Here is a 23,816-nt window from a genome sequence, read left to right as displayed (position 1 = left end):
GGCGGAACCCATTCGTCCCTGAAGATCCCTGTTTCGTCCCTTCCCGCTGGTCGCCCGCTGCGTCATCTCGCGTAGTTGGGGCATATCATCCTTGGTGCAGGGCGGCCAATGCAAAGGCGTCACGATCTGGACTGGCTGCGCGTCATCGCCTTCGGCCTATTGGTGCTTTATCACGTCGGCATGTATTACGTGACCTGGGACTGGCACGTCAAAAGTTCCTCGACCCACCTGATGCTGGAGCCGGTCATGCTGCTCAGCAGCCCGTGGCGGATGTCGCTGCTGTTCCTGATTTCCGGTGTCGCCACCGCCTTCATGCTGAACAACAAGCCCGAGGGCTTGCTGTACCGACGTTCGCGTCAGCTGCTACTGCCGCTGCTGTTCGGTATGGCCGTGATCGTGCCACCACAGTCCTACTTTCAAGTCGTCGAACAATTGCCCGGCGGCTACCGCCAGGGCTATCTGGCGTTTTATGCCAAGTATCTGAGCGCCTACCAAGGGTTTTGTGGAGCCGATGGCGACTGCCTGCGCCTGCCCACCTGGAATCACCTGTGGTTTTTGCCCTACCTGTGGGCGTACACCCTGGTGGTGTGGCTGCTCTGGCGCCTGCTTCCTGCGGCAGCGAAGGTGCGTCTGTGCGCATGGGCTGCGCGTCCGCTCCAGGGCTGGGGTGCGTTACTGGTACCGCTGACGCTACTGGCGGTCGCACGGCTGGTGCTGGTGGCTCGCTTCCAGCAAACCAACTGGCTGTTCGATGACTGGTACAACCACGCGCAGTACCTGCTGGTCTTCCTAATCGGGGTGCTGATCGCGCCAATAGCCAGCATCTGGGAATCGTTACAGCGCCTGCGCTGGGTAGCACTGCTGCTGGCCTCTTGCAGCTATGCGCTGATGATCCACACCTGGTACTTCTCCATCTATGACGATGCGCACCCGGCACCCACCGCCCTGCGCCTGCTCTTGCGTGCCGTGTGGGCGGTAGAACAATGGTGCGCGATCGCCGCCATCCTGGGCTTCGCCTATCGTTTCCGTCATGCCGATGGTGCCGTGCTGCGCTATCTCACTGCTGCAGTGTTTCCGGTATATGTCCTGCACCAGACGATCATCGTGGTACTGGCGCATTCCCTGAAGCCATTGGCGCTGCCGCAGCTAGCCGAGAGTGCGACGCTGATCGTCGCAACCGCTGTACTGTGCTTGGCCAGCTATGAGGTCATTCGCAAGCAGCGCTGGCTGCGGCCGCTATTTGGCCTGCCGACGTTACCGGCGCCGCGCGCCGCAATTCCAATAAAGGGTGAAACTGAGGTCTAGCAATGTCAGACCTGGCTTCTGACTCGGGAATGCAGCCGCGCATCTTCGACAAAACCGCCCGCTTGCCGTCCCCGGTTCGTCCCTGTGGGACCGCAACTGGTCACTCGGGGACGGCATTGCCGCCCTTGGCGCAGCTGCTTGGGGCCTGCGTTGCCGAGGATGCGGGCATGCCTCCTGCCGACACCACCATGACCGAACGCCGTCACGATATCGATGCCTTGCGCGTCTTCGCCTTCGCACTGCTGATCCTCTACCACGTGGGCATGGCCTATGTGGCCGACTGGGATTTCCACCTCAAGAGCGTGCACACCGCGCAATGGCTGCAATGGCCGATGATCGTGCTCAACCGCTGGCGGATGCCGCTGTTGTTCATGATCTCCGGCATCGCGATCGGGCTGGCGCGGCCGCAGGCCAGGCCCTGGCATTTCGCCCTGCAACGCTGCGGGCGATTGCTGCCGCCGCTGTTGTTCGGCATGTTCGTGGTGGTCGCGGTGCAGGCTTATTGCCAGGGCGTGAGCAACGGCAAGGTCAGCCCGGGCTTCGGCAGCTTCCTGTTGCGCTACTGGCAGGTGCGGCCATGGCCGGCCGGCAGTTTCGATGGCTGGCAGCACGGCATCACCTGGAACCATCTGTGGTATCTGGCCTATCTGCTGCCCTACACCATCGCCTTGATGGCGCTGGTATCGCTGACCCGACCGCTGCGGTTGGCCGCGTGGCCGCGCTTACCCGCCGCGCTGGCGGTGCCGGCACTGCTGCTGTTGCCGATCCTGTGGGAAGCGTTCTGCGTGCTGTGGGTGATGCCGCGGCATCCGCCCACCCACGCGCTGTTTGGCGACTGGTTCGTGCACGCCGAATCGTTTCCGCTGTTCGTCCTGGGGTATCTGCTGGCACGCCGCGAACGCTTCTGGCAGCTGGCCGTACAACTGCGCTGGCTCACCTCGGTCGCCGCGCTGGTGGCGATCGGCACCGAACTGGGCATTCGCTATGCCAGCATCCAGGGGCAGACTGCGCAACTGGGTGCACCGCTGGCCGCGCTGCCGTGGGAGGCGATCGAACACAGCGCACGGGCTGCCTACACCTGGCTGGCGCTGCTGACGATTCTTGGCTGGGCCAGGCTTCGATTGAATCGCCCGTTCCCCTGGCTGCCGTACTGCACGGAGGCGGTGTTCCCGTGGTACATCCTGCACCAGAGCCTGATCATCGTGACGCTGTACTGGCTGATGCCGCTGCATCTGAATGCCTGGCTGGAGCCGGCGCTGGTGATCGCCGCCACCGTGACCGGCTGCCTGGCGTTGCATGAGTTTGCGATCCGCCGGGTGCGCTGGTTGCGCCCCTTGTTCGGATTGCGTGCACGCAGGCCGCGACCGGCGAGCAAGACCGACAGCGCGCCGGTGCCGTCATGAAAATGTTGCGCAGGCGTGTGCCGCTTCGGCATGCGACGCACTGGACGGCCCGTCGGCAGCAACGCAAGATGCGCGCCGGACACGCTCTTTCGAAGACACCATGCGCCCTACCCTGCTCGCCGCCACCTTGTTGCTCGCACCCGTCGCCGCCCTTGCCGATGCGCCGGTCGGCATCGCCTTCGATCACCAGGACTGGACCATCGCCTGCGACAACACCCGCACCTGCCGCGCTGCCGGTTATCAGCCGGATGACGACGGCAGCACGCCGGTATCGGTCTTGCTGACCCGCAAGGCCGGTGCGGGGCAGCAGGTCACCGCCGAGTTGGTGCTGGGCCAGTACGACGAGCTCAAGATGCCGGCATCGCTCACCTTGCGCATCGACCAGCGCGACCTGGGCAAGCTGGCATTGAATCGCGACAGCGGCACCGCACCGCTGACCAGCGCGCAGGTGACCGCGCTGTTGGCCGCACTGACCCGCAGCAGCAAGATCGTGGCGGTCGGCAACGATGGTCGCCGCTGGCAGCTGTCGGATCGCGGTGCCGCGGCGGTGCTGCTGAAGATGGACGAGTTCCAGGGTCGGCTGGGCACGCGCGGCGCACTGGTGCGCAAGGGCGATCGCGACGACGCTGCGGTGCTGCCGGCCGTGCCGGCACCCCAGGTGCGTGCGGTCAAACTCGCAGTAACGCCAGCGGCCGATGCGCGCCTGGGCACGCTGCCGGCGCTCTACCAAGCACTGCGCGCCAGCTTGCCGGCCGATGAGGAATGCAAGGGGCTGCAGGCCGGCGATGCAGCCGAGCCGCTGACGGTTACCCGGCTCAGCAGCGACAAACTGCTGGTCTCGACTGACTGCTGGATGGGCGCCTACAACGTCGGCACCGGTTTCTGGGTCATCAATGCACGCGCGCCGTTCGCGCCGACGTTGGTGACCACGCACGCCAGCGATATCGACGGTTCCACTATCCTTGAATCGCAGAAGGGCCGCGGCCTGGGCGACTGCTACAGCGAGGCCAGCTGGACCTGGGACGGCCGCCGTTTTGTGCCGACCTCCAAATCCACCTCCGGCCTGTGCCGGCTGGTGGCCGCTGGCGGGGCGTGGGAATTGCCGACCTTGGTGACCGAAGTCAAGAAGGCGCCCTGACCGGGGCGAGGACGGTGCGAGCGTGCGCTTGCACTGTCTTGCAAGACACCTTGAGCGACGAACGAAACTACTTTGCCGCCATCATCAGGCAGGCGCTACTTGCGGCATGTACCACCACGTACATGCCGGCTGTGGGTTCGCCGTCCCGTACAGAGCGGTTGATGTGAAGCCTGGCTGCAGGGCCGCGCTGTCGCCCCTGCCGAAGCCCGCGATTGACAGCCGCGCGCTCAGCCAGTGACTGTCGCCGGCTCGCAATGCTCGACGATCAACTGCACTGCGGTGCCGCCGCGATAGTCGTCGCTGACCAGGCGGTACGCCAGCCGCACCATGCGTGCCGGCTCGCTGCCGCGCCAGCCGTTGAAGTGGATGGCGTTGAGCGGTTCGGCGCGGCCGGCGCGGCGCAGGGTGAGCTTGAGATGGCGTTCCTTGAGCAGGCGCCATTGCAGCACTTCGAACTGACCATCGAACAGCGGCTCGGGAAAGCCCTGCCCCCACGGCCCGGCCACGCGCAGCGCCTCGGCATGCAGGTGATCGAGTTCGTGCGCGGCCAGTTCGCCATCGCTATGCAACTCGGCATGCAGCAGCGAGGCGTCGACCATCGCCTGCACCTGGCGCTGGAATGCCTGTTCGAAGGTCGCCAGCGCGGCATGCTCCAGACTCAGCCCCGCGGCCATCGCATGCCCGCCGAACTTCTGGATCAGGCCCGGGTGGCGCGCATCCACTGCCGCCAGCACATCGCGGATATGCAGGCCGGGGATCGAGCGCGCCGAACCACGCAGCTGACTGCTGCCCGGCTCGGCCGGCGCCAATGCAATCACCGGGCGATGCAGGCGGTCCTTGAGCTTGGAGGCGACCAGGCCGATCACGCCCGGGTGCCAGTCGGCATCGAACAGGCACGCGGCGATCGGCAACGCGCCATCGGCATCGAGCACCACCTTGGTGACGGCCTGCTCGGCATCGTCGGTCATCAACTGCTGCACCGCGCGGCGCTCGGCGTTGATCTCTTCCAGGGTGCCGGCGATCTCGCGTGCCCGGTTCCAGTCCTCGCTGAGCAGCAGCTCGATGCCCAGCGCCATGTCTTCCAGCCGGCCGGCTGCGTTGAGACGCGGGCCCAACGCAAATCCGATGTCGCTGGCGCTCAGACGCGCCACATCGCGGCCGCTGGCATCGATCAAGGCGCGCAGGCCGATGCAACCCTTGCCCTCGCGCAGGCGGCGCAGGCCGGCCGACACCAGCGCGCGGTTGTTGGTGTCCAGCGGCACCAGATCGGCAACGGTGCCGACTGCCACCAGGTCCAGCAATACCGACAGATCCGGCTCGGCGCGTTCGGCGAAGGCACCGCGCGCGCGCAGCACGCCGCGCAAGGCCATCAGCACATAGAAGATCACCCCGACCCCGGCCAGGGATTTGCTCGGGAAGCGATCGTTGGCCAGATTCGGATCGACGATCGCATCGGCCGGCGGCAATACCTCGCCAGGCAGGTGATGGTCGGTGACCAGCACCGTCCAGCCACGCGCCTTGGCCGCAGACACGCCGGCGTGGCAGGCGATGCCGTGATCGACCGTGACCAGCAGATCCGGCTGCAATGCGGCCAGGTCCTCCACCAGGGCCGGCGACAGGCCGTAGCCATGCACCATGCGATTGGGTACCGCGTGATGCACATCCAGCGCACCGAGCATGCGCAAGCCACGCACGCCGACCGCACAGGCGGTGGCGCCATCGCAGTCGAAATCGCCCACCACCAGGATGCGCCGTTGCCGGGCGATCGCATCGGCCAGCAACTCGGCGGCCACGTCACTGTTGTGCAGCAACTGCGGCGACAGCAACTGACCCAGGCGCGGGTGCGCGCCGTGGGTATCGGTGACGCCGCGCGCGGCATAGATGCGGCGCAGCAGCGGCAACATGGCATCGGGCCAGCTGCCGGCCTGCCCGGGCGGGCGCCGAACGATCCGCGGGGTGGAGGTCATTGCGCCAGCTGTACGCGCGGCTTGCGCCAGAAACGCCAGCGTTGCGCAGGCGTCAGCGACACGGTTTCGCCGTCCTGGAAATCCAGCACCAGCCGATCCAGTTCGCCACGTGCCATCGCCGCCAGCAAGGGCGCCACCGCATCGTCGCTGAACTGCTGCAGCGAGCGCAGATGGCGCAGGTCCACCAACGCATCCACGCGTTGTTCGCCCTGCGCATCGGCACCGGCCGCCAGCGCCAGCGCACGCAGCAGCGATTCGCGGCTGCGCACCTGACGGTGCGGCGAGCTCACCGCATGCGGCAGCACGCCGCCGCCCCAGAACCACAGCGAATTGATCGCCGGCTTGCCGCTGGCCACGCGGCCCTCGTTCCAGGGATGCTGATGCAGCACCACCTGCGCCTCGGTCAGCAAGGCACGCCAGCGCCGGCCGATCTCGCCGGCCGGCAGATGCTCAAACAGGTCGTCGCCGATCGCCAGATCCGGTGGCGCAAATTCCGGCAATTTGGCATCCGGCGACAGCCGCAGGTACCAGCGCGCAGGCGTGGGCGCATCCAGCAGGAAGCCGGCATCGCCGAACATCGGCTTGAGGATGGGCAGCAACACCGCCAGGTCCTCGGCCGTGGGGCCGAGTGCCTCGCCGTAGCCCATCAAGCGCGCGCCCTGCATATCCGGCACCACATAGGCCGGATCGGCACGCACCCAGGTCGCACCCGCCGCATCGCCGGCATCGAGCTGGCGGGTCAACGCGGCCACCGGCCAGTGCGCAGGCGTCAGCGTGAAGTGGCGCTGCAGCTGCGCCACTTCGCCGGGCTCGGCACCGTGCTGGTCGGCACGCGCCAGTGCGCGTGCCACCGGCGTGTCGCCCAGTTCACCGGGCAGGCGGCGTTTTTCCGGCAGCAGCAGCGTGGCGGTGGTCATCGGGCGGTGACGGCGTTCAATCCCGGCCCGTCAGTCCAGATAGGCAACGCTGACCACTTCGTACTCGCGCTGGCCGGCCGGCGCATCGATGGTGACCGAGTCGCCTTCCAGCTTGCCGATCAACGCACGCGCCAGCGGCGAGGAGATCGCGATCATGCCCAGCTTGATGTCCGCTTCCAGATCGCCAACGATCTGGTAGCGCTTTTCTTCGTCGGTCTCGGTGTCGGCCAGCGTCACCGTGGCACCGAACACGATCTTGGTGCCGGCCGACAGCTTGGTGATGTCGATGATCTCGGCATGCGAGAGCTCGCCTTCCAGCTGCTTGATGCGGCCTTCGATGAAGCTCTGCTGCTCGCGCGCGGCGTGGTATTCGGCGTTTTCCTTCAGATCGCCGTGCGCGCGCGCTTCGGCGATCGCGTTGATCACCGCCGGACGCTTGACCGACTTCAGCTGGTCCAGCTCTTCGCGCAGACGCTGCGCGCCCTTTGCCGTCATGGGTGCTCTCATGCTTCCAGCTCCTTGTGCAGTTCCTGCAGCGACCAGACAGGGCCGGTGCCGCGGAATTCCAGCGAATGCACCAGCGCCTTGGCGCCGGCAACAGTGGTCGAATAGGTCACGCGATGCTGCAACGCTTCACGCCGGATCGAGAACGAGTCGGAGATGGCGGCGCGACCTTCAGTGGTGTTGACGATATACACGATCTCGCCGTTCTTGATCGAATCGACGATATGCGGGCGCCCTTCGGCGACCTTGTTGACGATCTCGCAGCTCAGCCCGTTCTGCTGCAGCCAGGCACCGGTACCGCGCGTGGCGACCAGCGTATAGCCACGCTCCACCAGCGCCTGCGCCACCGGCAACACGCGCTGCTTGTCCGGATCGCGCACCGACACGAACGCCTTGCCCACCGGCGGGGCCTTGATGCCGCCGGCCTCCTGCGCGCGTGCAAACGCGGCGCTGAAGCTGCGGCCCACGCCCATCACCTCACCGGTGGAGCGCATCTCCGGCCCGAGGATCGGGTCCACGCCCTGGAACTTGGCGAACGGGAAGATCGCCTCCTTCACCGAGTAATAGCCCGGCACGATTTCCTTGGTGGCGCCCTGCTCGGCCAGCGTCTTGCCGGCCATGCAGCGCGCGGCGATCTTGGCCAGCGGCATGCCGATCGCCTTGGACACGAACGGCACGGTGCGCGAGGCACGCGGATTCACTTCCAGCAGGAACACCACATCGTCGCCGGCCTCGTTCACCTGCACCGCGAACTGGGTATTCATCAGGCCGACCACGTTCAGGCCTTCGGCCAGCATCACCACCTGACGGCGCAGCTCGGCCTGGGTCTTGGGCGAGAGCGAGTACGGGGGCAGCGAGCAAGACGAATCGCCCGAATGCACGCCGGCCTCTTCGATGTGTTCCATCAGCCCGCCGATCAGCACGTTGCCGTCCTTGTCGGCAATGATGTCCACGTCCACTTCCACCGCGTTGTCGAGGAAGCGGTCCAGCAGCACCGGCGAATCGTTGGAGACCTTGACCGCGTCGCGCACATAGCGCGCCAAGTCGGATTCGCCGTAGACGATTTCCATCGCGCGGCCGCCCAGCACGTAGCTCGGGCGCACCACCAGCGGATAGCCGATTTCGCGCGCCAGCACCAGGGCTTCCTCGGCATTGCGGGCAATGCGGTTCGGCGGCTGCTTCAGGCCCAGCTTGTCGACCAATTGCTGGAACCGCTCGCGGTCTTCGGCCAGATCGATCGAATCGGGCGAGGTGCCGATCACCGGCACGCCGTTGGCTTCCAGCGCGCGCGCCAGCTTCAGCGGGGTCTGGCCGCCGTACTGCACGATCACGCCCTTGGGTTTTTCCAGCTCGACGATTTCCAGCACGTCTTCCAGCGTCAGCGGCTCGAAGTACAGACGGTCGGAAGTGTCGTAGTCGGTGGATACGGTCTCCGGGTTGCAGTTGACCATGATGGTCTCGTAGCCGTCATCGCGCAGCGCCAGCGCCGCATGCACGCAGCAGTAGTCGAACTCGATGCCCTGGCCGATGCGGTTGGGGCCACCGCCCAGGATCATGATCTTGTCGCGGTCGGTCGGCAGCGCCTCGCACTCGTCCTCGTAGGTCGAATACAGATACGCGGTGCTGGTGGCGAATTCGGCGGCGCAGGAATCCACGCGCTTGTAGACCGGGCGCACCTTGAGCGCGCGACGCAGCGTGCGCACCGATTCCTCGTTGGTGCCGGTCAGCTCGGCCAGGCGCGCGTCGGAGAAACCGGCGCGCTTGAGCGTGCGCAGACGCGCCGCATCCAGTGCCGGCATGCCGTCATCGGCCAGTTGCTGTTCGTGGCTGATCAGTTCTTCGATCTGATCCAGGAACCACGGGTCGATGAACGACAGCGCGTAGACATCGGCCACGCTCATGCCGGCGCGGAACGCATCGGCGACATAGAACAGCCGCTCCGGGCCCGGTGCCTTGAGCTCGCGCTTGAGCGCGGCGATATCGTCTTCGCTGCTCAGATCCAGGCCGGTCGGGTCCAGCCCGATCTTGCCGGTTTCCAGGCCACGCAGCGCCTTCTGCAGCGATTCCTGGAAGGTGCGGCCCATCGCCATCACCTCGCCCACCGACTTCATCTGGGTGGTCAGGCGCGCATCGGCCTGCGGGAATTTCTCGAACGCAAAGCGCGGGATCTTGGTGACCACGTAGTCGATCGACGGCTCGAACGAGGCCGGGGTCAGGCCACCGGTGATCTCGTTCTTCAATTCGTCCAGCGTGTAGCCCACCGCCAGCTTGGCGGCGACCTTGGCGATCGGGAAACCGGTGGCCTTGGACGCCAGCGCCGAGGAGCGCGACACGCGCGGGTTCATCTCGATCACCACCACGCGGCCGGTGGTCGGGCTGATGCCGAACTGCACGTTGGAGCCGCCGGTATCCACACCGATCTTGCGCAGCACTGCGATCGAGGCATCGCGCAGGCGCTGGTACTCCTTGTCGGTCAGCGTCTGCGCCGGCGCCACGGTGATCGAGTCGCCGGTATGCACGCCCATCGGATCGAGGTTTTCGATCGCGCAGACGATGATGCAGTTGTCCGCGGTGTCGCGGACCACTTCCATCTCGAATTCCTTCCAGCCCAGCACCGATTCTTCCACCAGCACTTCGGTGGTCGGCGACAGTTCCAGGCCACGGCCGACGATCTCGATCAGCTCTTCGCGGTTGTAGGCGATGCCGCCGCCGCTGCCGCCCAGGGTGAAGCTGGGACGGATGATGGTCGGGTAGCCGACCCGGGTCTGGATATCCAGCGCCTCTTCCAGCGTGTGCGCCACTTCGGCGCGGGGGCAATCCAGGCCGATCTCGCCCATCGCCACGCGGAACAGCTCGCGGTCTTCGGCCATGCGGATGGCTTCGCGCTTGGCACCGATCAGCTCGACGTTGTACTTCTCCAGCACGCCGTGGTCGGCCAGATCCAGCGCGCAGTTCAGCGCGGTCTGCCCGCCCATGGTCGGCAGCAGGGCATCGGGCTTTTCCTTGGCGATGATCTTCTCGACCGTCTGCCAGTTGATCGGCTCGATGTACACCGCATCGGCCATGTCCGGGTCGGTCATGATCGTGGCCGGATTGCTGTTGACCAGCACCACGCGATAGCCCTCGTCGCGCAGCGCCTTGCACGCCTGCGCGCCGGAGTAATCGAACTCGCAGGCCTGGCCGATGACGATCGGGCCGGCGCCGATGATCAGAATGGTTTTTAGGTCGGTGCGCTTTGGCATTTCTTTACTCGATTAGGAACATGCGGCAAGCCGCAGGTGCGGAAGAGTGGCCGCGGCGATCGCATCGCGACGCGGCGTGATAGTGCATCGGCTCGGCAGAGCCGAATGCCGGGTTCATCCGGCAGATCCATAGCCGAGGGCGCGCAGGGTGTGCTGAAGCCATTGATACAGCCCGAAGGACGCGGCAAAGCTGCCCAGGATCAGCAGCCAGCCGATCCCGGAGGTCTTGCCCCAACGGCGTACCTTGTCCGGGTCGGTGTTCTGCATGCGGTGGTGAAAAGATCCCCCTCCAACCACATAGCCGACACCGAAAACGAAGCACATCGGCACCAGCAAGGCCAGCTTCATGCCGCCGTGCAGCGTGATCGACTGTGCGCCAGCGCGTGCCTGCTCCAGCGGCATCCACACGCCCCAATACGTCAGCGCAACGCCCATCAGCACGATCAGCACACCCATCAAACGAGCGCTCATGCGCGCTTGGCATCCTTGGCCATCAACTCCACGAACCGGTCGAACAACGGCCCCACATCGCGCGGCCCCGGCGAGGCTTCCGGATGGCCCTGGAACGAGAACGCCGGTGCGTCGGTCAGCGCGATGCCCTGATTGGTGCCATCGAACAGCGACCGATGGGTCACCCGGACATTGGCCGGCAGCGTGCTTTCGTCGACCGCAAAGCCATGGTTCTGCGAGGTGATCATCACCCGCCCGCCGTCCAGATCCTGCACCGGATGGTTGGCGCCGTGATGGCCGGTGGTCATCTTGACCGTGCTGGCGCCGGCGGCCAGCGCCAGCAGCTGATGGCCCAGACAGATGCCGAAGGTGGGCACCTGCCTGGCGATCAGTTCCTGGATGGCGCTGATGGCGTAATCGCAGGGCTCCGGGTCGCCCGGGCCGTTGGACAGGAACACACCGTCGGGCTGCATTGCCAGCACCTCGGCCACTGGCGTGCGCGCCGGCACCACGGTGACGTCGCACCCACGGTCGGCCAGCATGCGCAGGATGTTGAGCTTGACGCCGTAATCGTAAGCAACAACCTTGTGCTTCAGCTCGGCGCGCACGAAGGTGTCGGAATTCAGATCCAGCGAGCCTTCCTGCCAGCTGTAACTGGTCTCGGTGGAAACCACCTTGGCCAGGTCCATGCCCTTCAGGCCGGGGAAGCTGCGCGCGGCTTCCAGCGCCTTGGCGACATCGATCTCGCCGGCCATCAGTGCGCCGTTCTGGGCGCCCTTCTGCCGTAACAGGCGGGTCAGCTTGCGGGTGTCGATGCCGGAAATGGCCACCACACCGCGGGCCTGCAGCCACTCCGGCAGTGCGACTTCGCTGCGCCAGCTGCTGGGGCGACGCGGCACGTCGCGCACGATCAGGCCGGCGGCCCAGATCTTGCTGGCCTCGTCATCCTGATCGGTAAAGCCGGTGTTGCCGATATGCGGATAGGTCAGCGTGACCATCTGGCGGGCGTAGGAGGGATCGGTCAGGACTTCCTGGTAACCGGTCATGGCGGTGTTGAACACCACTTCGCCGACGGAAAGCCCGTTGGCGCCTACGGATTCGCCCTCGAACACGGTGCCGTCTTCGAGGACAAGGATTGCGGGTTGGGTCACGTGGGGGTCTCGCTCTGGCTGCCTGGGACTCCGATGCGCTTCCGGCCAAATTCCGGTTGCAGCAAAGCGCGGACGCGGTGCTGAGGACCGGTCCGACGCTGGTTCGGGCAAGCGAGAATTGTAAAGGCAAGTGCCCCGGCATGCCAGCCTGGAGAACACCGGTCGCCGCAGTGCCACCGCAATGGCGGGATGAATGCGCCACCGCGATCACTTGCCATTCATGCGCGGCGATGCGCCGGCTTACAGCACCAGATCGCGCACGCGATAGCTGCCGGCCGGCTTGCCGAGCAGCCGCTTGGCCGCATGCAGGGCACCGCGCGCAAAGATGTCGCGGTTGGTGGCGCGGTGCACCAGCTCCACCCGCTCGCCCAGCCCGGTGAACTGCACCATGTGCTCGCCGACGATGTCGCCGGCGCGCAGGCTGGCAAAGCGCGGCTGCGCGCCGCTGCCGGTGGCCGCCTCCCCCAGCGTCAGTGCGGTTCCGGAGGGTGCGTCCTGCTTGTGCACGTGATGCGCCTCGACGATGTCGCAATCCCAGCCCGGCAGGCTGCCGGCGGCACGCTCCACCAGTTCGGTCAGCACCGCAACGCCCAGGCTGAAGTTGGACGCCCACACCAACGGGATCTGTTGCGCGGCCTCCAGCAACGCGGCGCGCTGCGCCTCATCCAGACCGGTGGTGCCGGACACCAGCGGTTTGCCGCGCTGCGCGCACAGCGCCAGGATCGGTGCGAAGCCCTGCGGCAGGCTGAAGTCGATTGCCACATCGAAGGCCGGCGCACCGCCGAGTTCGCTGGCGGCAAAGTACGGCACGCCGTCCACCACGCGTTGCGACGGCGAGCGCCCCACTACCGCACCGACGACGTGCAGCGCTTCGTCTTCGGCAGCCAGGCGCAGCAACGCCTTGCCCATCCGCCCGGAGGCGCCGTGGATCAGAACTTTCACAGGAGACGGTGTCATGGCGGCAGGCCTAGCTGGGCGATGGGGTTGTACAAGATAGCCGGGATTGGGGAGTTGGGATTGGGGATTGGTTGGGGGCGGGAATCGGGAATGGGGACTGGGGAATCGTTAGAGCGGGTGCGGGTGTGCACGTTTTACGTGCGGTGGCGCTTTGGCTTGGTGATATCCGCGAGGTGTGCGTGGTGGTTGATTGCTGAGTTGGGGGCGACACGGCTTGGCCGGCAGGTGTGGGTTGGCGCCATGCGTGTTCGACGTCGGTATACGCATGGCACACGCTGCAGCTGGCGCGGCTGCGGCCTTTGATGGCGCGATGCTGTTGGCGGCTCTCAGTCGCCTGCGCCTTGCAGGCGCTTGCTCCAGCTCTCTATTTCGCGGCGTTGCAGGCGGCGTTCGAACAGCGCCTGCCATGACGGCACCAGCGGCAGTTGCAGCACCTCGGTGATGGCGGCGACGTCGACATCGCGCGCATACAGCAGCTGTTGCAGGCGCGACAGCGTCCATTGCGGATGCGGTCGCTGCTGCAGTGTCAGCATGTCGCCGGCCGCAACGTCGCCGGGCTGCAGCACGCGGTAATACCAACCGGTGCGGCCGGTGTCCTGCACGCGGCGCGCCATGTCGCGCAGGCCGAAACGGTCGGACAGCTTCCAGCATGGCTGACGCAGCTGCGAGACCTCCACCACCGCCGTACCCAATGCAAAGCGATCGCCCAGGCAGACCTCGGCTTCGGTAAGGCCGAGGCTGCTCAGGTTCTCGCCGAATGCGCCGGCCGTCTCCAGCAACGCATGTGCACCGAGCTCGGTCCGCCAGGCGGCGTAGTGATCGCGTGGATAATGGTGGATCGCCTTGTCCGGCCCGCCATGCACACGCCGGTCGCCCTGCTCGTCGCCGTGCAGACCGTCGGGACCGACGTGCACCCTGCCGTCCACCGCCCGCTTGTCGATCGCGCTGCGGCTACCGGGCCGGGTGAAGTCGCGTGCGATGCCGATCGCAACGCTGTCGATGGTGATCGCAAGCGCAGGCGCCTGCACGCCAGCGGTCTGCGTGCTCACGCGCCCTGCCCGGGCAATTCGGCCAGCGCCTCGCGCAGCACCTCGCCCAGGACCTGGATGCCGGCGTCGATCCTGTCGCCGGGCACGGTGACAAACGACAGCCGCAAGGTATTGACCTGCGGCAAGGTGGCGTAGAACGGCGCGCCCGGCACGAATGCCACATTGCGCGCGATCGCACGCGCCAGCAGCGCGGTGCCGTCCAGCCCGGGCGGCAGGGTCACCCACAGGAACATGCCGCCTTCGGGGCGATTCCATTGCACCTGGGGCGGGAAATGCCGATCCAGTGCCTCCAGCATCAGGCTGCATTGACGTGCATACAGCGCGCGGATCTGAGGGATATGCGTGTCCAGGAAATCGTCCTGCAACGTCTGGTGGACCACGCGCTGGGTGAACGAGGGCGTATGCAGATCGGCCGCCTGCTTGGCCTGGATCAGCTTGCCCAGCACCGCTTCGGGCGCGACCACATAGCCCAGCCGCAACCCGGGTGCGAGCACCTTGGAGAACGAGCCCATGTAGATCACGCCCTCCGGGTTGAGCGACAACAGGCTCGGTAGCGGCTGGCCGCTGTAATACAGCTCGCCATACGGATCGTCTTCGACGATCGGCACACCCGCCTCCGCCGCCCGAGCCACCAGAGCCTGACGGCGCGCCAGCGGCAGCCGGCGACCGGTGGGGTTCTGGAAATTCGGCAGGCAATACAGAAAGCGCGCATCGGCCAGCATTGCTGGATCCAGCGCGTCCACCACCACTCCGTCCTCGTCCGAGGGCATGCCGACGAAACTCGGCTGGAACAGCGAGAACGCCTGCAGCGCGCCCAGGTAGCTCGGCGTTTCCACCAGCACCTTGCTGCCTTCGTCGATGAAGACCTTGCCGAGCAGGTCCAGGCCCTGCTGCGAGCCGGTGGTGATCAACACCTGGCTGGGTCGGATGCTGGCGCCGTCGCGGCTCAGGCGTGCGGCCACCCATTCGCGCAGTGGCGCATAGCCTTCGGTGGGGCCGTATTGCAGCGCGGCCTGCGGCGCATCGCGCAGCACCTGATCGCTGGCCGCACGCATGCGCTCCACCGGAAAGGTAGCCGGCGACGGCAGCCCGCCGGCGAAGGAAATCACCTCCGGTCGCTCGGTCACCTTGAGGATTTCGCGAATCGCCGAACTGGTCAGCGCCTGCGCACGTCGGGAGATCTGAAAGGAGGTCGTCATCGCGCAAGCATAACGAAGGCCCATGGCCGACGCGCTGTGCACTGCAGCGTCGACGACGCAACCCGGCCAGTGAAGGTATCGCCGCTGCGCCGACCATCGCCACGCGTCACGACACACGCCTGGGTTGCGGTGGCGCTACCGAAGAACTGCGGTGTGTCAGTGACGACGTGGCGGGGTCGGACCGCAGCTGTCGCAGCTACCGCAGGCTGCGGCGTTCTGCGCGGCCGGCGGCGCCACGCGGCGGCCCAGCGCCCGCATCCACGCAGGCCGCCCATCGCGCAGCAGGCCGATCGCCACTGCGCCACGCAGACGCCGCAGCGTGCCGGGAAATTGCTTCTTCATCACCACCCACAGGCTGAGCAACACCGCCAGCGCGATGACCAGGTACTGCAGCGTGAGCGACAGATCCACTTCAGCCGGCTCCCAGCAGCACGGCCAGCTGGTAGGTCACCAGCGAGGCCAGGTAGGCCAGCGCGAACAGGTACACCGCGCTGACCGTCATCTGCTTCCACGAGTTGGTTTCGCGCTTGATCGTGGCCAGCGTGGAGATGCACATCGGCGCGTAGATGTACCAGACCAGCAGCGACAGCGCGGTGGCCAGCGACCAGCCATCACTGATCAGCGGCGACAAGGCCTGCGCCGCGGCATCGTCGTCGGCAGCCGACAGCGCGTAGACGGTTGCCAGCGAGGCCACCGCCACTTCGCGCGCGGCCAGGCCGGGGATCAGCGCGATGCAGATCTGCCAGTTGAAGCCCAGCGGCGCGAAGAAGATCGCCATCGCATGGCCGATGCGCCCGGCGAAGCTGTAATCGATCGCCGGCAAGGTGGCGTCGGCCGGCGCTGCCGGGAACGACAGCAGGAACCACAGCAGGATGGTCAGGGCCAGAATGATGCCGCCGACGCGCTTGAGGAAGATCAGCGCACGCTCCCACAGCCCCAGCGCCAGGTCGGGCAGATGCGGCAGGCGATAGGAAGGCAGCTCCAGCATCAGCGGATGCTCGCTCTTGTCGCGGCGCCACTTCTTCATTGTCCACGACACCAGCAGCGCACTGACGATGGCCGCGGCATACAACCCGAACAGGATCAGGCCCTGCTGGTTGAAGATGCCCCACACGGTCTTCTGCGGGATGAAGGCGCCGATCAGCAAAGCATACACCGGCAGGCGCGCCGAACACGTCATCAATGGCGCGACCATGATGGTGGCGAGCCGGTCGCGCGGGTCCTGGATGCTGCGTGTGGACATGATGCCCGGCACCGCGCAGGCAAAGCTCGACAGCAACGGAATGAACGAGCGCCCGGACAAGCCGGCGGCAGACATCATGCGGTCGAGCAGGAAGGCCGCGCGCGGCAGGTAGCCGGACTCCTCCAGCGCCAGGATGAAGGCGAACAGGATCAGGATCTGCGGCAGGAAGATCACCACCCCGCCCAGGCCGGCGATGATGCCGTCCTTGAGCAGGCTGTTGAGCGGTCCTTCCGGCAAGGTGGCGCCGACCCACTCGCCCAGTGCCGAGGTGCCGCCGTCGATCAGGTCCATCACCGGCGTGGCCCAGGCATACACCGCCTGGAAGATCAGGAACATCACCACCGCCAGCGTGACCAGGCCCCAGAGCGGGTGCAGTAGCCAGCGGTCCAGCGCATCGTCCACCCGCGAGGTGCGGGTCGGCATGCTGACGGCCGCACTCAGAATCTGCCGCACCTGGGCGTGATAGTTGCCATCGGCCGGCGGCGTGGCGCTCGGTGCCGCCAGGCGCGCGGCCTGCGCGTCGATGCGCTCGACCAGCGCCTTGGCGCCGCCGCGGCGTACCGCCACGGTTTCCACCACCGGCACCCCGAGCGCCTGTTCCAGCGCCGGCAGGTCGATGACGATGCCGCGTCGTTGCGCGGCGTCGACCATGTTCAAGGCCACGATCATCGGCCGGCCCAGCTCGCGCAGCTCCAGCGCAAAGCGCAGGTGCAGGCGCAGGTTGGTCGCATCCATCACGCAGACCAGCACGTCCGGTGCTGGTTCGCCGGGATAGAAGCCACGGCACAGGTCGCGGGTGATCGCCTCGTCCAGGCTGGCCGGCTGCAGGCTATAGGCGCCGGGCAGATCCAGCACCGCGAAGTCGCGCCCGGATGGCGCACGGAACTGCCCTTCCTTGCGTTCGACGGTGACGCCGGTGTAGTTGGCGACCTTCTGCCGGCTGCCGGTCAGCTGATTGAACAGTGCGGTCTTGCCGCTGTTGGGATTGCCCACCAGTGCCAGCCGCAACGGAACGCTCGCCACGCTCATGCCTGTGCTCCATCGACGCGTACCTGCACGCGTGCGGCCTCACTGCGGCGCAGGGCGAACCGGGTGTAACCGACCTGTACCAGCAGCGGTTCGCGCCCGACCGGCCCGGTCGCCAGCACTGTGACTTCTTCGCCGGCGACAAAACCCAGTTCGCGCAGACGCCGGGCGATCGTGTCGTTGGGGAGGCGATCCTCCACGGAATCCACGATGGCGGCGCGATGCAAGGGCATGTCGGACAGCGTCACAAAGACGGCCTGATTGTTAGGAATGGTTCTCAATTCTAGCATCGACGCACCGCGTCATGGCTCAGCCGACCCGTGCCGCTATCATGGTTCGCATCCCATTCATGGACGTTGACGCAATGCAGGACACCGGCTTGATCGTGGAGGACCAGGGAGCGGTCCGCACGTTGCGACTGCACCGCCCGGCGGTGCACAACGCCTTCGATGCGACCTTGATCGGCGCGCTCACCGACGCCTTGCAGCAGGCCGGCCGGGCAGCGCAGATCCGCGTCGTCGTGATCACCGGTGCCGGCGCTGCGTTCTCTGCAGGAGCGGACCTGAACTGGATGCGCGGCATGGCCGGCGCCAGCGAGGCCGACAACGCGGCCGATGCGCTCGCCCTGGCACGCCTGATGCGCACGCTGGACGAGTTGCCCAAGCCGACCATCGCGCGCGTCAACGGCGCAGCGTTCGGCGGCGGCGTGGGCCTGGTGGCGTGCTGCGATATCGCCATCGGCTGCACCGAGGCGCGCTTCGGGCTGACCGAGAGCAAGCTCGGCCTGCTGCCGGCGGTGATTTCGCCGTATGTAATTGCAGCGATCGGCGCGCGCCAGGCACGGCGCTGGTTCGCCACTGCCGAGATCTTCGACGCCGCCACCGCGCAGCTGCTGGGCCTGTTGCATCAACTGGTTGCCGCCGACCAACTGGATATCGCGGTGGAGCGCCAGGTCCGCCTGTTGCTGGCGGCCGCGCCATTGGCCGCGGCCAGCGCCAAGGCGCTGGTGCGCGCGGTGCTGCCACCGATCGACCGCGACGCCATCGACGCTGCCAATGCCGCGTGGATCGCGCGCCTGCGCGTTTCCCCGGAAGGCCAGGAAGGCCTGGGCGCCTTCCTCGACAAGCGCAGCCCGGCCTGGGTGCCGGAGGGCGCGGCGTGAGCGACTTCGTCCGCATTGTCGAGGTCGGCCCGCGCGATGGCCTGCAGAACGAAGCGGCACCGATCGCCACCGCCGACAAGATCGCCTTGATCGATCAACTCTCCGCGACCGGGCTGCGCAGCATCGAGGCGACCAGCTTCGTCAGCCCGCGCTGGGTGCCGCAGTTGGCCGATGCGGCCGAGGTGTTCGCCGGCATCACCCAGGCGCCGGGCATCGCCTATCCGGTGCTGGTGCCGAACCTGCAGGGCTATGCGCGCGCACGCGCCGCCGGTGTGCAGGAGGTGGCGGTGTTCACCGCGGCGTCGGAGGCCTTCAATCGCACCAATACCAACGCCGGCATCGACGAATCGATCGCACGCTTTCGGCCGATCCTGGAACAGGCCGCGCTCGACGGCGTGCGCGTGCGCGGTTACGTCTCCACCGTGCTGGGCTGCCCGTATCAGGGCGCGGTGCCGGTGGCGGATGTGGTGGATGTCGCGCAACGGTTGTACGCACTGGGCTGCTACGAGATTTCGCTGGGCGACACCATCGGCGTCGGCACCCCGGCCAAGGCACGCCAGATGCTGGCCGCGGTGGCGCAAGCGGTCCCGATGCCGGCATTGGCCGTGCACTTCCACGACACCTACGGCCAGGCGCTGGCCAACATCGCCGCCTGCCTGGAGCAAGGCGTGCGCGTGGTCGATGCGGCGGTGTCCGGTGCCGGCGGCTGCCCCTACGCCAAGGGCGCCAGCGGCAATGTCGCCAGCGAAGATGTGGTGTATCTGCTGCATGGGCTAGGCATGTCGACCGGCATCGACCTGCCTGCCCTCGCCCGCACCGGCCGCTGGCTGGCGCAGTTGCTGGGCCGCGAGACCGGCAGCAAGGTCGGCAAGGCCTTGGCGGCCGCCGGCTGAGATTTCGGTCCCGCACGCCGCCACGCCCGTGCATCTTCCAGGGCGGGCGCACGGACGCTTCGGCTAGAATCGCCGGCTGCGTCGTCACCCGTTCGCCTGCCGGCATCCACCGGCTTCCAGGATTTCCAAGGAACCACCGCATGCAGCCTTCTTCTGTTCTTGCCATCGTCACCGGCGGCGTGTCCGGCCTGGGCCTGGCCGTGGCGCAGCGCATCGTGGCCGACGGCAGCAAGGTCGCCCTGTTCGACGTCAACGCCGACAAGGCCGAGGCGGCGCTGGCGCTGCTCGGTGACGGCAACGCGCAGTATTTCGCCACCGACGTCACCGACGAGGCGCAGGTCGCCGCCAACGTGGCGCAGGCCGCGCAGGCGCTGGGCGGGCTCAACCTGGCGGTGAACTGCGCCGGCATCCTGGGCTCGGGCCGCGTGCTCGGCAAGGAAGCGCCGATGCCGCTGGCAACCTTCCGCACCACGGTGCTGGTGAACCTGGTTGGCAGCTTCAATGTCGCCAAGGCCGCAGCCGATGTGATGCAGCACAACAGCGCCGGCGACGATGGCGAGCGCGGCGTGATCATCAACACCGCGTCGGTGGCCGCCTACGAAGGCCAGATCGGCCAGGCCGCCTATGCCGCCAGCAAGGGGGGCGTGGTCGGCATGACCTTGCCGATGGCGCGCGAGCTGGCCCGCTTCGGCATCCGCGTGATGACGATCGCACCGGGCGTGTTCTGGACCCCGATGGTGGACGGCATGCCCGAGGCGGTGCAGCAATCGCTGGCCGCGGCGATCCCGTTCCCCTCGCGCCTGGGCCAACCCGACGAATACGCCGACACCGTCGCCTTCATCCTGCGCAATCGCTACCTCAACGGCGACGTGATTCGCCTGGACGGCGGCGTGCGGTTGGCGCCCAAGTAGCGGGGATTGGTGCGTCGGGATTGGGGATTCGTAACAGCACTACTGCCCTGCCCGCCCGCTCCAGCCCTGCTTTGCCAATCCCTCATCCCAAATCACCAATCCCTGACTCATTCCATGAAAGCTAACGACATCAAGAAAGGCAACGTCGTCGAATACAACGGCGGCATCTACCAGATCCGCGACATCGAGCGCAGCTCGCCGCAGGGCCGCGGTGGCAACGTGCGCTTCCGCTTCATCATGTACAGCGTGCCCGGTGGCGCCAAGCTGGACGCCAGCTTCGACGCCGACGACAACCTGCCGGAAGTGGAGTTGCTGCGTCGCCTGTCGACATTTTCGTACAAGGATGGCGAGGCGTTCGTGTTCATGGACGACGAGGACTTCACTCCCTACACGCTGGATGCGGACGTGATCGGCACCGATGCCGGCTACATCATCGACGGGCTGACCGGCATCTACGTGCAGGTGATCGACGATCAGCCGGTGGCCGTGCAACTGCCGCAGACGGTGACGCTGGAAGTGGTCGAAACCCCGCCCGAACTCAAGGGCGGCACCGCCACCAAGCGGCCCAAGCCGGCCAAGCTCAACACCGGCCTGGAAATCATGGTGCCCGAGTACATCACCAACGGTGAGCGCGTGCTGGTCAACACCACCACCGGCGAATTCGCGGGCCGCGCCGACTGATGCGCAAGCTGGTCGTTGTGGTGACGCTGGGGCTGCTGGGCGCCTGCACGGCGCAACCAGCCCCGGCGCCGACAGCCACGCCCGCACCTGCGCCGGTGGCCTGCACCGATGCCAAGGTGGACGAGGAGTGGCTGCAACATCCGCCCGGCCTGTGCGGCATGCCGGAGGACGTACGCACGCTGGTGGAGGATTACGACACCTGCGAGCACTTCGCGGGCGAGGACCCGTACGACGCCGATCGTCGCCACGAGATCGAAGTGGCGATCGCGCAATTCTGCACGCCCGCACCGGCACGGCTTGCAAAGCTGATGCAGCAGTACCGCAACAACGCGCAGGTCAGCGACTGGCTGCGCAAGTATTCGGTGCAGGCGGATCTGCAACCGGCTGGCTGAGGTGCGCCGGCTGGTGTGACAGGTGCCAGCTGGTGCAATGCGTCGTCCCTGGCCGGAGCACCGGGAACCGGGACTTACCGCTGCAGGCGTTTGTCGGCAGCCGCATCACCGCGCGCTAGCTCGCGCAGGCGTGCGCGCAGGCGCTGCACATTCGCCTCGCCCTGCTCCAATCCAGTGCGGACGTCGGCCGGCAGTTGCTGCCGCCCCAGCGCCTGCAGTTGTTTCCAGCCGTCGACCAGTACGCCGGTTTCCTGCGCCACGCGCGCGCTCATGTCCTGCCGCTCGTCTGCTTGCGGCAGTCCGTAGCCGGCGCTGCCCAACAGCGTGGCCGGATGACTGAGCCGGGCCTGCCGCGCGAACAGCGACTGCAGCTGACCCTGCACCGAGTCACGCGCGGCCGCGCCGGGTGTCAGCAGGCGCTTGAGCGCATCGCGTGCCAGCAATTCCTGGCGGCGCAACGCTGCCTGTTCCAGCAACAACGCTGCAGCGGTCTCGCGCAGACCGCCGCGGTCGAACCACTGCGCACGCGCGTCCGCGCGCGCGTCCAGCCATTGCTCCACGCTGGTCTGCGGCACCGGCAGGCCGCGGCGGATCACCTCGAACATGGTCTGGTAATGCGCCGCCGCCGACTCGAAGTAATAGCCCTGGCGAATCGCCTGCGCAGGGTCGTCCAGCACCTGCATGTCGGCGATTCCGGCGCGCTGCAAGCGCTGCCTCACGCCGCGCGGGGTGATCGACGATAGCCGGGCCGCGGCCAGCCGCGGCACGCCGTCGTGCAGGAGCTTGAAGGTCTCCACCGCGCAGTTGTTGCCGATGAAGTAGTAGCGCCCGTCGTAACTCCAATGCACCTGCGCTGCGCGTGCGAGCAGCGCGGCGATCTCCCCGGGCGCCAGTGTCAGCGGCACCGACGACAGCGCGCGTAGCTCCACCTTGGTGTATTCGTCCACGACCTGATTCAACGGCAATACGAACAGCCGCGAGGGATACGAACCGGTCAGACCGCGCCAGCTGGAAATCTGCACATCGCCGACGAAGGCGCGGAACGACAGCACGCGGTGATACTGCAGATCCAGACGGCAATCGGGACCGGGCACGCGGCCAGGGGCACAGATCACCAGACGCAGCATGCTGTGGCCCCAGCGGCTCATCGGCTGCGCATTGCCCTCGGCCAGCAGGTAGTCCACCGCGTACACACGCGCTGGATCCAGTGCCAGCAGCGACATCGCGCCGGCATCGTTATCGGCCTGCAGGTACGGTAGCGTCGTCTCGCAATGGGTTGCACCGGGCATGCCACCGACCTGCTCGGCGAACCAGGCCGCCAGCGCCGGACGCCGGCAGTGATAATCGGCATCGAGCACGTAGTGTTCGAGATTCACCGCGACGAATTCGGCTGGGCTGCGCCGCTCGTAATCGTCGGGGCTGCGATCGCTGAACCGGTTTGCGCCACGCCCGATCCGCCAGGGACGCACCTGCCAGCCGGCCAGATCGCGCAGTCGCGGGTCGCGCGACAGGCCGCCGTGCGCACCGCGGTCCAGCACATGCGCCAGTTCATGCACCACGGCGGCCATTGCCGCGCGCGTGGCCGGTGCCTCGGGGTCGGTCTGCGTGGCTGTCGCCTGCACGCTCCAGGCATCCAGCAGGTCGCGATCGAGCAGGATGCGCCGGCCGATCGCGCGGCCATGCACGTGGGCCGGCAAATCCGTGCGCCACTGCAGTTGGATCGGTGCGTCGATGCGCTGCATCCAGGCCGGCGGCAGACGCTGCGCCACCTGTTCCACCAACGCGTGCGCGGCGTCGATCTGCGCCGCAGACAGGCCCTGCGGATCGACATCGATGCGTAATTCGGCCTGCGCCGCCGGTGCTATCGCTGCGGCCAGCCACAGCCACCAGCACCGGCGAGGAGAACTCACTGGGCCAGGATGGACTGCGCCAGCTCCAGATCGCTGGACAGCCGCGCCGCATCGCTACGGCTACGCAACTGCAGCAGCGCCGCTTCCAGCCGCGCGCCGCGGATCGCGCCATCGCTGGCGACGAAGCCGGCGGCATCTTCGCGTGCGTCGGCCACCACCTTGTCGTCGCCGGAACTGCTGCCGGAGGAATTGGACGACCCGGCCGACGATGCACCCGCCGAGGTTCCGGCCAGGCTGGATGCGAAGGCCGCCAGCGGCAGCAGCGTCAAAGCGCAAAACACGAGGGAGCGCATCATTGGCGTATCGATTCCATGTG

At 67.0% G+C, this 23,816-nt stretch carries 22 protein-coding genes; 8 read left to right on the top strand and 14 right to left on the bottom strand.

Translation table 11 applies throughout. The features are described 5' to 3' along the window. Positions 1–108 precede the first annotated feature (108 nt). The 3 genes from ABQ137_RS10275 to ABQ137_RS10265 all read left to right on the top strand — a co-directional run bounded on the left by ABQ137_RS10275 (position 109) and on the right by ABQ137_RS10265 (position 3,846). Complete coding sequence (locus tag ABQ137_RS10275; RefSeq protein ID WP_349782284.1) at positions 109–1,305, top strand: acyltransferase family protein; 1,197 nt, start codon at positions 109–111, stop codon at positions 1,303–1,305. Positions 1,306–1,493: 188 nt separating this feature from the next. After that, entirely contained in the window at positions 1,494–2,708 is a 1,215-nt protein-coding gene (locus tag ABQ137_RS10270; protein WP_349782361.1) for an acyltransferase family protein, read from the top strand. A 100-nt stretch (positions 2,709–2,808) separates the two neighbouring features. Then, positions 2,809–3,846 (top strand): DUF1176 domain-containing protein, encoded by a 1,038-nt coding sequence (locus tag ABQ137_RS10265; protein WP_349782282.1) that lies wholly within the window; start codon positions 2,809–2,811, stop codon positions 3,844–3,846. A 227-nt stretch (positions 3,847–4,073) separates the two neighbouring features. Here the strand turns inward: ABQ137_RS10265 and recJ are convergent, their stop codons facing one another. From recJ to ABQ137_RS10205, 12 genes are all read right to left on the bottom strand, one after another. Further along, a complete protein-coding gene (gene recJ / locus ABQ137_RS10260; RefSeq protein ID WP_349782280.1) occupies positions 4,074–5,813 on the bottom strand; it encodes a single-stranded-DNA-specific exonuclease RecJ in 1,740 nt (579 codons plus the stop codon). Continuing rightward, positions 5,810–6,730, bottom strand: coding sequence for a phosphoglycerate mutase (locus ABQ137_RS10255; protein ID WP_349782278.1), 921 nt, complete (start codon positions 6,728–6,730; stop codon positions 5,810–5,812). Before ABQ137_RS10255 ends, recJ begins: the two co-directional genes overlap by 4 nt. Before the next feature lie 30 nt (positions 6,731–6,760). Beyond that, on the bottom strand, positions 6,761–7,225 hold the full coding sequence (gene greA / locus ABQ137_RS10250; RefSeq protein ID WP_024937720.1) for a transcription elongation factor GreA: 465 nt from the start codon (positions 7,223–7,225) through the stop codon (positions 6,761–6,763). An 8-nt stretch (positions 7,226–7,233) separates the two neighbouring features. Continuing rightward, positions 7,234–10,476: a carbamoyl-phosphate synthase large subunit gene (gene carB, locus ABQ137_RS10245; RefSeq protein ID WP_024937721.1), complete on the bottom strand. Its 3,243-nt coding sequence runs from the start codon at positions 10,474–10,476 to the stop codon at positions 7,234–7,236. Positions 10,477–10,590: 114 nt separating this feature from the next. Further along, on the bottom strand, positions 10,591–10,947 hold the full coding sequence (locus tag ABQ137_RS10240) for a hypothetical protein (RefSeq protein WP_024937722.1): 357 nt from the start codon (positions 10,945–10,947) through the stop codon (positions 10,591–10,593). Next, positions 10,944–12,077, bottom strand: a complete 1,134-nt coding sequence (carA, locus tag ABQ137_RS10235; protein ID WP_039515060.1) for a glutamine-hydrolyzing carbamoyl-phosphate synthase small subunit — start codon at positions 12,075–12,077, stop codon at positions 10,944–10,946. Before carA ends, ABQ137_RS10240 begins: the two co-directional genes overlap by 4 nt. Positions 12,078–12,317: 240 nt before the next feature. Then, on the bottom strand, positions 12,318–13,034 hold the full coding sequence (gene dapB, locus ABQ137_RS10230) for a 4-hydroxy-tetrahydrodipicolinate reductase (protein WP_349782275.1): 717 nt from the start codon (positions 13,032–13,034) through the stop codon (positions 12,318–12,320). A gap of 326 nt (positions 13,035–13,360) precedes the next feature. Then, positions 13,361–14,083, bottom strand: a complete 723-nt coding sequence (locus ABQ137_RS10225; protein ID WP_349782273.1) for an MOSC domain-containing protein — start codon at positions 14,081–14,083, stop codon at positions 13,361–13,363. After that, the gene (locus ABQ137_RS10220) at positions 14,080–15,306 is read right to left on the bottom strand and encodes an aminotransferase-like domain-containing protein (protein ID WP_349782271.1); all 1,227 of its coding nucleotides are present in this window, start codon (positions 15,304–15,306) and stop codon (positions 14,080–14,082) included. The genes ABQ137_RS10225 and ABQ137_RS10220 overlap by 4 nt, the downstream gene beginning before the upstream one ends. Before the next feature lie 132 nt (positions 15,307–15,438). Further along, complete coding sequence (locus ABQ137_RS10215; RefSeq protein ID WP_349782269.1) at positions 15,439–15,693, bottom strand: DUF6587 family protein; 255 nt, start codon at positions 15,691–15,693, stop codon at positions 15,439–15,441. Between the two features lies 1 nt (position 15,694). Further along, complete coding sequence (gene feoB, locus ABQ137_RS10210) at positions 15,695–17,554, bottom strand: ferrous iron transporter B (protein WP_349782267.1); 1,860 nt, start codon at positions 17,552–17,554, stop codon at positions 15,695–15,697. Continuing rightward, positions 17,551–17,799 (bottom strand): FeoA family protein, encoded by a 249-nt coding sequence (locus ABQ137_RS10205; protein ID WP_016904358.1) that lies wholly within the window; start codon positions 17,797–17,799, stop codon positions 17,551–17,553. Before ABQ137_RS10205 ends, feoB begins: the two co-directional genes overlap by 4 nt. A 116-nt stretch (positions 17,800–17,915) precedes the next feature. On the opposite strand from ABQ137_RS10205, the gene ABQ137_RS10200 reads away from it, so the two are divergent. The 5 genes from ABQ137_RS10200 (at position 17,916) to ABQ137_RS10180 (ending at position 21,590) form a co-directional block, all read left to right on the top strand. Continuing rightward, positions 17,916–18,713, top strand: coding sequence for an enoyl-CoA hydratase-related protein (locus tag ABQ137_RS10200; RefSeq protein WP_016904357.1), 798 nt, complete (start codon positions 17,916–17,918; stop codon positions 18,711–18,713). Then, a complete protein-coding gene (locus ABQ137_RS10195; RefSeq protein WP_126966344.1) occupies positions 18,710–19,606 on the top strand; it encodes a hydroxymethylglutaryl-CoA lyase in 897 nt (298 codons plus the stop codon). Before ABQ137_RS10200 ends, ABQ137_RS10195 begins: the two co-directional genes overlap by 4 nt. A 140-nt stretch (positions 19,607–19,746) precedes the next feature. Further along, positions 19,747–20,517 carry an SDR family oxidoreductase gene (locus tag ABQ137_RS10190; protein ID WP_349782264.1) on the top strand — a complete coding sequence of 257 codons (771 nt, stop codon included), beginning with the start codon at positions 19,747–19,749 and terminating at the stop codon, positions 20,515–20,517. A 114-nt stretch (positions 20,518–20,631) separates the two neighbouring features. Next, a complete protein-coding gene (gene yeiP / locus ABQ137_RS10185; protein ID WP_016904354.1) occupies positions 20,632–21,198 on the top strand; it encodes an elongation factor P-like protein YeiP in 567 nt (188 codons plus the stop codon). Further along, positions 21,198–21,590, top strand: a complete 393-nt coding sequence (locus tag ABQ137_RS10180) for a hypothetical protein (protein ID WP_024937731.1) — start codon at positions 21,198–21,200, stop codon at positions 21,588–21,590. Before yeiP ends, ABQ137_RS10180 begins: the two co-directional genes overlap by 1 nt. A gap of 74 nt (positions 21,591–21,664) precedes the next feature. On the opposite strand, the gene ABQ137_RS10175 is transcribed toward ABQ137_RS10180, so the two are convergent. Further along, positions 21,665–23,500: a DUF7844 domain-containing protein gene (locus ABQ137_RS10175; RefSeq protein WP_349782262.1), complete on the bottom strand. Its 1,836-nt coding sequence runs from the start codon at positions 23,498–23,500 to the stop codon at positions 21,665–21,667. Next, complete coding sequence (locus tag ABQ137_RS10170) at positions 23,497–23,796, bottom strand: DUF2388 domain-containing protein (protein ID WP_024937732.1); 300 nt, start codon at positions 23,794–23,796, stop codon at positions 23,497–23,499. The genes ABQ137_RS10175 and ABQ137_RS10170 overlap by 4 nt, the downstream gene beginning before the upstream one ends. Positions 23,797–23,816: the final 20 nt, after the last annotated feature.

Origin of the sequence: Xanthomonas sp. WHRI 8393, from assembly GCF_040203315.1 — a bacterium.
Classification (GTDB): domain Bacteria; phylum Pseudomonadota; class Gammaproteobacteria; order Xanthomonadales; family Xanthomonadaceae; genus Xanthomonas; species Xanthomonas arboricola.
The sequence above is the reverse complement of the archived record's forward strand: the minus strand, read 5'-3'. Positions and strand labels throughout refer to the sequence as shown.